This window comes from Burkholderia sp. BCC1993 (assembly GCF_905339865.1).
Taxonomy (GTDB): Bacteria; Pseudomonadota; Gammaproteobacteria; order Burkholderiales; family Burkholderiaceae; genus Burkholderia.
In genome coordinates this window covers 130,235-142,605 of record NZ_CAJPGZ010000015.1, presented here as the reverse complement: position 1 = coordinate 142,605, position 12,371 = coordinate 130,235, and the positions used below count along the sequence as shown (strand labels likewise).

The window sequence follows — 12,371 nt, the reverse complement described above, 5'->3', positions numbered from 1 at the left end:
ATGACGCAATGAGCATCTTGGGTATCGAGCAGATCACGTACGGTGTCGACGACCTCGCGACGTGCCGGCGCTTTTTCGCCGACTGGGGCCTGAAGGAAGTCGCGCACGACGACACGCGCGCACGTTTCGAGACGCTGAACGGCTGCACCGTGCTGGTCGTCAAGGCCGACGATCCGTCGCTGCCGCCCGCGTTCGAAGCGGGCCCGACGCTGCGCGAAGTCACGTGGGGCGTCGCGACGCAGCAGGAAGTCGACGCGCTGCGCACGAAGCTGGCCGGCCAGCCCGGCTATTACGCGCAGGACGATGCGGTCGGCTGCATCGATCCGAACGGGATGGCGATCCGCATCGAGGTGACGCGCAAGCGCGCGCTCGACATCACCGGCTCGCCGTCGAACGTGTGGGGCCGGACGGCGCGGGTCGACCAGCCGAGCCCGATCTATGCGCGCGCCGAGCCGGTCGAGGTGGGCCACGTCGTGTTCTTCACGAACTGCCTCGACGCGCAGGAGAAGTTCTATCACGAGCTGCTCGGCTTCGAGACGTCGGACCGCTATCCGGGCCGCGGCGCGTTCATGCGCTGCGCGCCGCACGGTGGTCACCACGACCTGTTCCTGCTCGCGCTGCCCAATGGCAAGCGCGGCCTGAACCACGTCGCGTTCACCGTGCGCGACATCCACGAAGTGTTCGGCGGCGGCATGCACATCGACCGCTGCGGCTGGGAAACGCAACTCGGCCCGGGGCGTCATCCGGTGTCGTCCGCGTATTTCTGGTACTTCCAGAACCCGGCCGGCGCGCTGATCGAGTACTACGCGGACGAAGACGTGCTGACGCCCGAATGGCAGCCGCGCGAATTCGAACCGGGCCCGACCGTGTTCGCCGAATGGGCCGTCGACGGCGGCCTCGACGGCAACACGCGCCGGCAGAAGAACGCGAAGGCGCCGGAAGGCAAGTTCATGACGGAGCGGAAATCATGACCGAAGCGAATACGCAGGCGCCGGGCACGGTCGTCGTGATCGGCGGCGGGCAGGCGGCCGGCTGGGTGCTGAAGACGCTGCGCGCGGAAGGCTTTGCGGGCCGTCTCGTGATGATTGCCGACGAGCCGCATCTGCCGTACGAGCGTCCGCCGCTGTCGAAGGCCGTGCTGGCCGGCGACGCCGACATCGAAACCGTGCGCGTCGTGCGCCCGGACGAGTTCGACGCGCTGAACGTCGAGGCGTGGCAGCCGGAACGCGCGGCGTCGATCGACCGTGCGCGCCGCGTGGTGAAGACCGAAAGCGGTCGCGAGATCGAATACGACCGCCTCGTGATCGCGACCGGCGGCACGTCGCGCCGCTTGCCTGACTCGATCGTCAGGACGCCGAATCTTCATTACCTGCGCACGCTCGACGAAGCGGCCGCGCTTGGCGAGAAGCTGCGTGCGAACCGGCGTGTGCTCGTGATCGGCGGCGGCTGGATCGGCCTCGAGGTCGCGGCGACCGCGCGCAAGCTCGGTGTCGAGGCCGTCGTCGTCGAAGGCGCGCCGCGGCTGTGCGGCCGCTCGGTGCCGCAGGTCGTGTCGGACTTCCTGCTCGACCTGCATCGCGCGAACGGTGTCGACGTGCGCCTCGGCGCGGCGCTCGCGTCGCTCGACGCGCAGCCGGACGACGCATCGAAGGTGCGCGCGACGCTTGCGGACGGCACGACGATCGACGCCGATTTCGCGGTGGCCGGCATCGGCCTCGCGCTGAACGCGACACTGGCGAGCAACGCGGGCCTGGCGATCGACGACGGCATCGTGGTCGACGAATTCGGCGCGACCAGCGACCCGGCGGTCTTCGCGTGCGGCGACGTCGCGAACCATCACAACGGCTGGCTGAAGCGGCGCGTGCGGCTCGAATCGTGGGCGAACGCGCAGAACCAGGCGATCGCGGCCGCGAAGGCCGTGCTCGGCGTACGTGCGCCGTACGCGGAGATTCCGTGGTTCTGGTCGGATCAGTACGACGTGAACCTGCAGATCCTCGGCGATCTGCCGGCCGATGCGCAGCTCGTCGTGCGCGGCGATCTCGCCGCGCGCCGCGCGACGCTGTTTTTCGTGGGCGATGGGCATGTGAGAGGTGTCATCGCCATCAACAACGCACGCGAGCTCAAGCTCGCACGCAAGTGGATGAACCAGGGCCGGGCAGTGGATACGGAAGCCCTGGCGGACACGACCAAAGCGCTTGCCTGACCGGCGAAACCGGTACAAAGATCCAGGAGACACCCCGCATGAGCACTTTCGACAACGTCGTGGCCGGCAGGGCCACGATGGAAGCTGCCGCCTCCACGCCCGGCGCGATCATCGCGCGGCTCGAGCGGCTTCCGGCCAACGCGATGCAGATCCGCGCGCGCGTGCTGATCGGCACCGCGACGTTCTTCGACGGCTTCGACGTGATCACGATCGCGGCGACGCTGCCGCTGCTGATTCACAAATGGGGGCTGTCGCCGACGCAGATCGGCATGCTGATCGCGTCCGGCGCGATCGGCCAGCTGATCGGCGCATTCCTGTTTCCCGCGCTCGCGGAGAAGCATGGCCGCGTGAAGGCGATCGCGTGGAGTTCCGCCGTGATCGGCATCACGAGCATCGCGTGCGGCTTCGCGCCGACGTTCGAGGTGTTCGTGCTGCTGCGGATCCTGCAGGGGCTCGGCCTCGGCGGCGAGCTGCCGGTCGCCGCGACCTACATCAACGAAATCACACGCGCACATGGCCGCGGCCGCTTCGTGCTGCTGTACGAGATCGTGTTCCCGATCGGCCTCTTGGTGTCGATGGCGCTCGGCGCGTGGCTCGTGCCGCGGTTCGGCTGGGAGATCATGTACTTCGTCGGCGGGCTGCCGCTGATTCTCGCGCTGGTGCTCACGCGTCTGGTGCCGGAATCGCCGCGCTGGCTCGCGTCGCGCGGGCGGCTCCCGGAAGCCGGGCGCGCGGTGAGCGTGTTCGAAGCGTCGGTGCGCGGCGAGCTGCCGCCGGTCACGCAGGTTGCTGCGTTCGACGAGATGGTGCGCCAGCATCCGAAGCGCCGGATGAGCGACCTGTTCAGCGCCGCGTATCGCAAGCGCACGCTCGCGGTGGCGACGCTGTGGGCGACCTGCGGGTTCATCCAGTACGGGCTGTCCACGTGGCTGCCGACGATCTACAAGAACTTCTATCACGCGCCGCTGCAGCTCGCGCTGAATCTCGCGGTGATCGGCTCGGTGATGGGCGTGCTCGGTTCGCTCGCGTCCGCGCTGCTGGTCGACAAGCTCGGCCGCAAGCCGGTGATCGTGTGGTCGTTCGTGCTGTGCGCGCTGTCGCTGGCGTTCGCGGGCATCTACCACGCGTCGTCGGTGTATGTCGTCGCGACCTTCTGCTCGCTGTCGCTGGGGCTGATGGCATCGGGCTTCATCACCGCGTACGTCTATACGCCGGAACAGTATCCGACGAGCATCCGCGCGTCGGGCTGCGGGCTCGGCAGCGCGTGGCTGAAGATCGCGTCGTTCGCGGCGCCGATGATCGTGCCGCACGCGATCATCGGCGGCAATCTCGCGCCGGCGTTCTACCTGATCGGCATCGTGCCGCTGATCGCGGCCGTGACCGTTCATTTCGTCGGGATCGAGACGAAGGGGAAGGTGCTCGAGGCGCTCGAGGCGTAAGCGCGGCGCGCGGCAAAAGCTGACGTGGAAGGCCCGGACGATGTCCGGGCTTTTTTTCGGGCGATCGCGCTCGATTGCACGTGCCGGGCAGGGGGCGAGCGCAATGGCCGACGGCCGGCTTGCGTGTTCTAATTCACGGTCCTTTTTTCATCCGGCCGCCGCGATGCCCTTGTTCGAACCCGTCACGCTGCATACGTCCCGCCTCGTCCTGCGTCCGCTTCGCGACACGGACGCTCACGCGTTCTTCGACCTCTGGTCCGATGCGGAAGCGATGCGCTATTCGTCGTTCGCGCCGCTCACGGATTGGCGGCAGGCCGCCGAGCGCGTCGCGCGCAACCTCGCGACGACCGCCGGCGGACAGGATCTCGTCTGCGTGCTTGAAGCGCGGGACACCGGCGACGTGCTCGGCGAATGCGTGCTGTTCCATGCGCACGAGCAATGCCGGCGGGCGGAGATCGGCTTCAGCCTGCGTCGTCGATACTGGCGGCTTGCCGGATGGCCCGGCCGGACGTACTCTTTGTCGACACTCAGGCCCGCCAGCAGGTGATCGACCATGCAAGCCCATCCTTTGCGTCTGTCCCCCGGCGACGATCTGCGCGCGTCGATCGAGCAGGCACTGCGTCGGCTCGACGCACACGCGGCATTCGTGATCCAGGGGATCGGCAGCCTGAACGTCGCGCAGTTGCGCTTTGCCGGCGTCGACGCACCGACCGAACTGTGCGGCGACCTCGAGATCCTGACGCTGGCCGGTTCGGTGTCGCCGGACGGCGCGCACCTGCACATGTCGGTGTCCGACGCACACGGTCGTGTGTCGGGCGGGCACGTCGCGCGCGGCTGCGTGGTGCGGACGACCGCCGAGATCCTGCTCGTGCTGTTGCCCGCGCATCGATTTTCCCGTGAACCCGATGCGGGCACCGGGTTCGACGAGCTGGTGATTCGTCCTGCGGCGGGCTGATCGCGCGCACGATCCGGCGCGCGCGACCGAGCCCGCTTATCCCGGCACGCACGCGCCCATTGCCGCGATCGCCATCGCGAGTGTCGCGAGCCAGCCACCCCAGGCCAGCGCGCCGGTGACGGCGAATTCGCCCATGATGCGCCGGCTTCCGGCCATCAGCATCATCACGATCATGATCGGGACGGCGGTCACGCCGTTGATGACCGCACTCCAGTAGAGCGCGCGGATCGGGTCGAAATGCATGAACGTGATCGCGACGCCGCCGACGATCGCCAATGCGATGACCGCGTAGAACTCGGGCGCGACGCCCAGCCGCAGCGCGAGGCTGTTGCGCCAGCGGAAGGTGCCCGCGGCGGCATAGGCCGCCGATCCCGCGAGCACCGGCAACGCCAGCAGGCCGGTGCCGACGATCCCGAGCGCGAACAGCACGTACGCGAAGTGTCCGGCAATCGGCTCGAGTGCCCGCGCGGCATCGGCCGACGTCTTCACGTCGATGTGATGCAGGTTGAGTGTGGCCGCTGCCGTCAACGTGGTGAAGAACGCAATCGTGATCGAGACGCCCATGCCGACCCAGGTATCGAAGGTGGTCCGGCGCAACTGCGCGGGCGCCTGCCGAGGCGCGCGCAGCAACGCGTGCTGGTTCGGCACCGCGCGCAGCTCTTCGACTTCCTGCGACGCCTGCCAGAAAAACAGATAAGGGCTGATCGTGGTGCCGAGCATGGCGATGACGGTGGTCAGGTAGGCAGCGCTCAACTGGATATGCGGCCGCGCGATCGCGCGCCCGACCTCGCCCCACGGGACGGGCACGATGAGCGCCACCGCGACATACGCGAGCAGCACCAGCGCGATCCATTTGAGCAGGCGCGCATAGCGGTCGTACGGCACGAAGATCTGCAGCACGGCCGACATGCCGCCCAGGGCGACGACGTAGAGCTCCTGCGGGCCGTGCAGCAGCAAGTTGACCGCCGCGCCCATCGCCGACAGGTCGGCCGCGATGTTGATCACGTTCGCGACGATCAGCAGCGCGACGGTCGCATAGAGCAGCCACGGCGGATAGTGCGTCCGTATGTTCGACGCGAGACCCTTGCCCGTGACGAGGCCGATGCGCGCGCTGACCAGCTGGATCGCCGTCATCAGCGGATAGGTCAGCAGCAGCACCCAGAGCAGCTCGAAGCCGAACTGCGCACCCGCCTGAGAGTACGTACCGATGCCGGAAGGATCGTCGTCGGCGGCGCCGGTGACGAGGCCCGGCCCGAGGCGCCGGAGCCACGTTGCCGCACGCGGACGAGGCTGTGCGGAATCGGGGGACTCGTTGTCGTTCATGTCGGCGATCCGTGGAAGGGGGCAATCGAGTTGCAAGCGGCGTCGCAAGCGGCGTGCCCGGGCGGCGCCGGTCGGCCGATGCATGTCGAACCTTGAACGCGGCGCAGTGGAAAGCCGACTTGGCCGGGGCGCGGGAAGCGGGGGAGGCGGGAGAAAACGGGCTGCGCGCTCGCTAACGCGTGCGGCCGGACCGCGGCCGCGATGGACGCGCGGCAGGGGCGTTACGCGTCGGCGTGCCGGCGCATTGGCGTGCCCGACGTGCCGCGTCGTTCGCTCGACGGTTGCATCGAGCGCCGGATCGACGATGTATCGCCAGCTACCGGCGGCACGTCAGTGCCGACGGTGCGAATTGCAAAAGACGGAAAGCCCCGGGGGTGACCGTCGCTCGGTCAGGGGCGCAACATGCGCGCGACCGGGTCGCGGCGCCCGCTCGGCGTCAACGGGCCGCCATCGCGACATCCTGATTGCCGCGCCCGGTCACCAGGCAGCCGGACATGAACGCCTCGCTCTGGCTGCTGGCGGCCGCAGCACCGAAGCCGCGACCGAGCGCGTCGTACTTCACCTGCTCGGCACCCTGCGAGCACGCCATCGGGCTGGCGTCGCGGCCTTGCGCGTGCAGCAGCGCCCGATCGCCGATCAGGTAGGCCAGCAGTGCGAAAAAAGCGATGTGTACGACTCGTCTCATGATTCGTCTCCTCGTTGCCGAAGCGTAACGCGGACACGTTGCGGGAAGCACTTGGGGCTTCCCCCGGTAAACGTCTGCTGAAATGGCGGCGCGCCGGGGCGATTGCGTCCCGTTTCTTTTGTCGCGCGGACGCGGAAAAGGGCGGCGGCCGGCCACACCGGCGCGCGATCGACGCGAGTTTGACGAATGTCAGGGTATGGGCGGGGCGGGACGGTCGCGCCGGCAGTCAAGGCGATAGCATGAATGCATGTTTCAACGGAACGCAATGCGCGGCAAGCGATGGGCGCAGCGGTTCCGAATGCAGCAGGTCCATGCCGAACATCGCTGTCGAAATAGTGAGGAATCCAAATGCTTAACGTGTCTTCCGTCCTGATCAGTCTCGCGCCGATGTGGGCCATGCTGCTGATTGCATCTTCCGCCGCGACCTATCTCGTGTTCTGGCGCAAGGTTATCAAGTAAGCGCCGCGCCGCTTATCGCACCGCCGTCACCGGCACATTCGAGATCCGCACGAGCCGGTCCATCACGCTGCGACGGAACATCGACAGCATCGCGTGAAACGGATCCCGCCGCGGCGCGACGACGACGATTTCGTCGCAGCCGGTCGCGGCCGCGACGGCCGCGATCGTGTCGGCCACCGGCCCGACCTTCTTCACGATGCTGTACCGGGCACCGGCTTCCCGCAGCACTCGCTCCGCCATCGCCAGATCGTCGCACGCGAACTTGTCCTCGATCGACTGGAGCCGCGACAGCGGATGGAACGCCTCGAGCCGCGTCGCTTCGAGCGGCGGCTGGACGTTGATCAGAACGATTTCCGACGCGCAGCGTTCGCGATACAGGAAGGTCGCGTGGCGGACCGCCTGCAGCGAGCGGGGCGAATGGCCGACCGGAACCAGCAGTTTGAGCATGGAAGATGCTCCGGAATCGAGATGTTTCCAGCGTAGCGCGCGGCCAGATCGCGCGATCTAAAGAGATCGGGCGGCCGCGTAAAAATGTCGTCAACGTCCGCCGCGCCTATTAGAAATATAAGAAATTTAAGTTTATGCGCATAAACGTTTTCACCGACCGGCCGGGCGGCGGCCCCGGGGCGGGCCGCCGAGTGGCGCACCACGCCGATTTAGTCGGATCCTCAATGAATCGCGGCGGAAAATATCGGAGGTCGGCGATCCGGCGTCGCGTAGAGTAGTGCATCGGCCGCGGCGCGGCCTTCTCCCGGGCTGTCCAGGCCGTTCGGGACGGACCGCCGCCCCTTGCGGCCCGCCATTCCATTCCGATTCCAGGAGACCTCGCATGCCGCATGGCGCCCCGCAGCTTCTCGCACCCGCTTCCATCACCGTCGACCCGATCGTGCGCCTGTCGGCCGGCGAACTCGCATCGGCGATCCGCGGCAAGGCGGTCTCGTGCGTCGAGACGATGCGTGCGTATCTCGATCACATCGAGCGCGTGAACGGCGCGGTGAACGCGTTGATTTCGCTGCGCGATCGCGCCACGCTGCTCGCCGAAGCAGCGGAGAAGGACGCGGCACTCGCCCGCGGCGAGTACCACGGCTGGCTGCACGGGATGCCGCAGGCGCCGAAGGATCTCGCGATGACGAAAGGGCTGCGGACGACCTACGGCTCGCCGATCTTCCGCGATAACGTGCCGCAGGCCGATTCGGTCGGCGTCGGCCGGATGCGCGCGGCGGGCGCGATCTTCATCGGCAAGACCAACACGCCGGAGTTCGGCCTCGGCTCGCATACGTTCAACGAAATCCACGGCGCGACGCGCAATCCGTACGACCTGACGAAGAGCGCGGGCGGCAGCAGCGGCGGCACGGCGGCGGCGCTGGCCGCGCGCATGCTGCCGGTCGCGGACGGCAGCGACTTCGGCGGCTCGCTGCGCAATCCGGCCGCGTTCTGCAACATCTACGGGTTCCGTCCGTCGCAGGGCCGCGTGCCGCGCTGGCCGGGCATCGACGTGTTCATGCAGCAGCTCGGCATCGAAGGGCCGATGGGCCGCACGGTCGGCGACGTCGCGCAGCTGCTCGCGATCCAGGCCGGCTACGACCCGAACGATCCGCTGTCGCTCGCGGAAGATCCGGCCGTGTTCGCGAAGCCGCTCGACACGGACCTGCGCGGCAAGCGCATCGCGTGGGTCGGCGACTGGAACGGCTATCTCGCGACCGAGCCGGGCGTGCTCGCGCAGTGCGAACAGGGCCTCGCGACGCTGCGCGAGATCGGCTGCGACGTCGATGCCGCGCTGCCGGCGTTCGCACCGGAGCGCATCTGGCGGCTGTGGCTCGCGCATCGGCACCTGCTGTCCGGCGGCGGGCTGCTCGCGCACTATCGCGACCCGGCACGGCGTGCGCTGCTGAAGCCCGAGGCGATCTACGAGGTCGAAGGGCTGCTCGCGATGCAGGGGGCCGAGGTGTTCGACGCGAGCGTCGAGCGCACGGCGTGGCACCAGGCCGTGCTGGGCTTCTTCGATCGCTACGACTTCATCGCGGCGCCGACCGCGCAGGTGTTCCCGTTCGACGTCGAGCAGCGCTGGCCGAAGGAAATCGCGGGCCGCGCGATGGATACCTATCACCGCTGGATGGAAACGGTCGTGCCGTGGACGCTGGCCGGCTGCCCGGTGATCAGCGTGCCGGTGGGCTTCAACGACGCGGGGTTGCCGATGGGGATGCAGCTGATCGGCCGGCCGCGCGCGGATCTCGCCGTGCTGCAGCTCGCGCGTGGCTACGAGCAGGCGGCCGACTGGGTCGGCCGGCGGCTGCCGGGCTGGATGGCTGCGTAACATCGGCGTCGGCGAGGGTTGGTCGCGCGGGGCGGCAATTCGGGCGGCGGCGGGTCGCCCGTCGTGTTTGAAGCCCCGCACAGGATGCTCGTCGGCGCACGCCGCTCCACGCTCCGCGCGCCAGCGGCGAACAGGTTGCCGCGTCGCTCGCGGAGCGCGAAGCTCGTCGTCGTTCATTGCTGCGGCCGAGGAACGAATCTCGGCACGCGCGCGATATCGCGCGGAAAACGCGGGCGAATCCGCACACAGGCGTCCGTTGGCCGCGGAATTGCAAGCAGCCGCGGCACGCGATTTCGTTTCGATGTGTTTCAGTCGTTGCGGCGGCGCGCGGCGCGCTTCGACAATATCGGCCTCAAACATATTCGGGCACGAGGGAAACACATGAAGCACATTCGCGCGACGGGCAAGCACCTGGCATCGGCGGGCATCGCCTTCGGCATCCTGCTCGGCGTGAACGGCACCGCACATGCACATCTCGACCTCCAGTCGATCGGCTCGGCGCTGCTCGGCGGCGGGCAACAGCAGGCCGCACCCGCGCAGGGCGGCGTCGCGCAGCTGATGCAGGCGTACGTCGGCGCGAACCAGCAGGTGCTGGTCGGCCAGTCGTCGCTCGCGTCGGCGATGGGGCTCACCGGCGCGGCCGGTCAGGCGCAGCAGGCCGTCGGCCTGCTCGGCGGCGGCAATGCGCTGACGCCGGCCGCGCTGTCGCAGATGGGCGGCGCGCAGCAGTCGGTGTCGCAGGCGCTCGGCCAGGCGTTCGCGAGCGGCGGGGCGTCGCACGGCCCGATCGACAAGCAGGCGTTCAGCAACGGTCTGGCATCGCTCGGCCAGGGCCTGACGCAGTACTCGCAGCTGCAGTCGGGGCTCGGTAATCTCGGTTCGACCAGCGCGGCATCGCTGCTGCAATCGGGCCTGAATCCGCAGAACATGCAGGCCGCGTCGTATATCGCGCAAAGCGCGCCGGGCCAGTTGCAGTCGCTCGCAGCGACGCTCAGCCAGGCCGTGCAGTTCGCGACGAGCCAGGGCATTGCGGTGCCGTCGGTCGCGTCGTCTGCGCTGAAGCTGCTGCCGTAACGCGGCCGGACCCGCTGCGGAGCCGGCCGCGCGCGCGGCGATCCGGGATGGCCCCGCGCAACATGGGGATATCGCTCGATGCTATCGTGGCGTGTTCCCCGTTCCCGGTGCCGGTTCATGACTGACTCGTTCGACCTCTCGCGCTACTTCGCCCGCATCGGCTACGACGGCCCGGCCGAGCCGACGCTCGACGTGCTGCGCCGGCTGCACCTGCTGCAGCCGCAGGCCATTCCGTTTGAAAACCTCAATCCGCTGACCGGCGCGCGCGTCGCGCTCGACCTGCCCGCGATCGTCGACAAGTTGATCGGGTGCCGCCGCGGCGGCTACTGCTTCGAACTCAACAAGCTCTTCTACACCGCGCTCACGACGATCGGCTTTCGCGTGACGCCGCTGATCGCGCGCGTGCGCTGGATGCGGCCGCCCGAGGTCGTCACCGCGCAGACCCACATGCTGCTGCGCATCGATCTCGACGGCGTGGCGTGGCTCGCCGACATCGGCTTCGGCAGCGCGACGCTCACCGCGCCGCTGCGCTTCGTGCCGGGCGAGCGGCAGCTGACGCCGCATGGGGCGTTTCGCGTCGTCGGCGCGCCGGTCGACGGCGAATTCGACATGCAGTTCCAGATCCCCGACGGCTGGCAGACGACCTACCGCTTTTCGCTGAAGCCGGCCGAGTGGATCGATTACGACGCCGCGAACTGGTTCACGTCGACCTATCCCGACTCGATCTTCGTCAACGACCTGATCGCCTGCCGCGTGCTGCCGGACGGCCGCGCGGCGCTGTTCAACACCGTGCTGACGCTGCGCGACGCGGCGGGCGCGGGGCGCACCGTCACGTTCGACGACGCGGCCGCGTGGGGCGCGTGCCTGCGCGACACGATCGGCATCGATACGACCGGCTTCGACCTCGACGCGTTGTTCGCGCGGGTGGCGGCGCGGGCGAACACGATGTAATGCGTTGCGGGCCGCGACATGACCGTACGCGATCCCGACGGCCGCGCGTGGCGCCTGCAGGCGCCGGGCCAGCCGCGCGCATGAGGACGAGACGATGACCGACCTTGATCCGGACGCCCCTGACAGCACCGCTGCGCGCGTCGCGCTGTGGCGCGCGCTGCACGTCGAACTCGATGCGCCGCCGCACGTGCTCGCGGACGAAGTCGGACTGCGCCTGCTCGCGCCGGCGCCCGGCTGGCAGCAGCGCGGCGACATGGATCCGCAGTTCACGCGGCCGTTTCGCGCGTCGATCGTCGCGCGGGCGCGCTTCATCGAGGATCTCGTCGTCGAGCAGGCCGCGCGGGGCGTGAGCCAGTACGTGATCCTCGGCGCGGGCCTCGACAGCTTCGTGCAGCGGCGGCCCGAGATGGCGTCGCGCCTGACCGTCTTCGAGGTCGATCCGCCCGCGCCGCAGGCGTGGAAGCGCCGCCGGCTGACCGAGCTCGGCTTCGGCGTGCCGGACTGGCTGCGGTTCGTGCCGGTCGATTTCGAAGCGAAGCAGTCGTGGCGCGACGCGCTCGTGCGCGCGGGCTTCGATGCAGGCAAGCCGGCGGTCGTCGTGTCCACCGGCGTCAGCATGTACCTGACGCGCGATGCGAACGCGGCGGCGCTGCGCGAAGTCGCGTCGCTCGCGCCGGGCTCGACGTTCGCGATGACGTTCCTGCTGCCGCTCGAGCATGCCGATCCGGACGTGCGCCCGGGGCTCGAAATGGCCGCGAAGGGCGCGCGCGCGAGCGGCACGCCGTTCATCAGCTTCTTCATGCCGGCGGAGATCCGCGCGCTCGCGACCGGGGCCGGCTTCGCGCGGGCCGAGCATGTGTCGGCCGCGGATCTCGCGCGCCGCTACTTCGCCGATCGCAGCGACGGCCTGCGCCCGCCGGGCAACGCGGAAGAGCTGCTGGTCGCGACGGTGTGACGTCGCGACCTTC

At 68.9% G+C, this 12,371-nt stretch carries 11 protein-coding genes and 1 pseudogene; 9 read left to right on the top strand and 3 right to left on the bottom strand.

All coding sequences use genetic code 11. The annotated features are described in order from the left end of the window. Positions 1-8 precede the first annotated feature (8 nt). From U4Y91_RS25075 to U4Y91_RS25055, 5 genes and pseudogenes are all read left to right on the top strand, one after another. Positions 9-971: a VOC family protein gene (locus tag U4Y91_RS25075; RefSeq protein WP_124520782.1), complete on the top strand. Its 963-nt coding sequence runs from the start codon at positions 9-11 to the stop codon at positions 969-971. Continuing rightward, the gene (locus U4Y91_RS25070) at positions 968-2,203 is read left to right on the top strand and encodes an NAD(P)/FAD-dependent oxidoreductase (RefSeq protein ID WP_321807338.1); all 1,236 of its coding nucleotides are present in this window, start codon (positions 968-970) and stop codon (positions 2,201-2,203) included. Before U4Y91_RS25075 ends, U4Y91_RS25070 begins: the two co-directional genes overlap by 4 nt. A 38-nt stretch (positions 2,204-2,241) precedes the next feature. Then, positions 2,242-3,642, top strand: a complete 1,401-nt coding sequence (locus U4Y91_RS25065) for an MFS transporter (protein WP_321807337.1) — start codon at positions 2,242-2,244, stop codon at positions 3,640-3,642. A gap of 163 nt (positions 3,643-3,805) precedes the next feature. Beyond that, positions 3,806-4,129: pseudogene (locus tag U4Y91_RS25060) on the top strand (GNAT family N-acetyltransferase); the annotation flags it as partial. Between the two features lie 66 nt (positions 4,130-4,195). Then, entirely contained in the window at positions 4,196-4,597 is a 402-nt protein-coding gene (locus U4Y91_RS25055) for a PPC domain-containing DNA-binding protein (RefSeq protein WP_321807336.1), read from the top strand. A gap of 36 nt (positions 4,598-4,633) precedes the next feature. Here the strand turns inward: U4Y91_RS25055 and U4Y91_RS25050 are convergent, their stop codons facing one another. The 3 genes from U4Y91_RS25050 to U4Y91_RS25040 all read right to left on the bottom strand — a co-directional run bounded on the left by U4Y91_RS25050 (position 4,634) and on the right by U4Y91_RS25040 (position 7,511). Further along, the gene (locus tag U4Y91_RS25050; protein ID WP_321807335.1) at positions 4,634-5,920 is read right to left on the bottom strand and encodes an Nramp family divalent metal transporter; all 1,287 of its coding nucleotides are present in this window, start codon (positions 5,918-5,920) and stop codon (positions 4,634-4,636) included. A 436-nt stretch (positions 5,921-6,356) separates the two neighbouring features. Next, positions 6,357-6,605, bottom strand: a complete 249-nt coding sequence (locus tag U4Y91_RS25045; RefSeq protein ID WP_321807334.1) for an adhesin — start codon at positions 6,603-6,605, stop codon at positions 6,357-6,359. A gap of 471 nt (positions 6,606-7,076) precedes the next feature. Then, positions 7,077-7,511: a universal stress protein gene (locus U4Y91_RS25040; protein WP_321807333.1), complete on the bottom strand. Its 435-nt coding sequence runs from the start codon at positions 7,509-7,511 to the stop codon at positions 7,077-7,079. A gap of 382 nt (positions 7,512-7,893) precedes the next feature. Between U4Y91_RS25040 and U4Y91_RS25035 the strand changes: the two genes are divergently transcribed. The 4 genes from U4Y91_RS25035 to U4Y91_RS25020 all read left to right on the top strand — a co-directional run bounded on the left by U4Y91_RS25035 (position 7,894) and on the right by U4Y91_RS25020 (position 12,358). After that, the gene (locus U4Y91_RS25035; protein ID WP_321807332.1) at positions 7,894-9,378 is read left to right on the top strand and encodes an amidase; all 1,485 of its coding nucleotides are present in this window, start codon (positions 7,894-7,896) and stop codon (positions 9,376-9,378) included. Positions 9,379-9,759: 381 nt separating this feature from the next. Further along, positions 9,760-10,452: a hypothetical protein gene (locus U4Y91_RS25030; protein ID WP_321807331.1), complete on the top strand. Its 693-nt coding sequence runs from the start codon at positions 9,760-9,762 to the stop codon at positions 10,450-10,452. Positions 10,453-10,569: 117 nt separating this feature from the next. Beyond that, positions 10,570-11,403, top strand: coding sequence for an arylamine N-acetyltransferase (locus U4Y91_RS25025; protein ID WP_321807330.1), 834 nt, complete (start codon positions 10,570-10,572; stop codon positions 11,401-11,403). A gap of 94 nt (positions 11,404-11,497) precedes the next feature. Continuing rightward, positions 11,498-12,358 (top strand): class I SAM-dependent methyltransferase, encoded by an 861-nt coding sequence (locus tag U4Y91_RS25020; RefSeq protein ID WP_321807329.1) that lies wholly within the window; start codon positions 11,498-11,500, stop codon positions 12,356-12,358. The last annotated feature ends 13 nt before the right edge of the window (positions 12,359-12,371 follow it).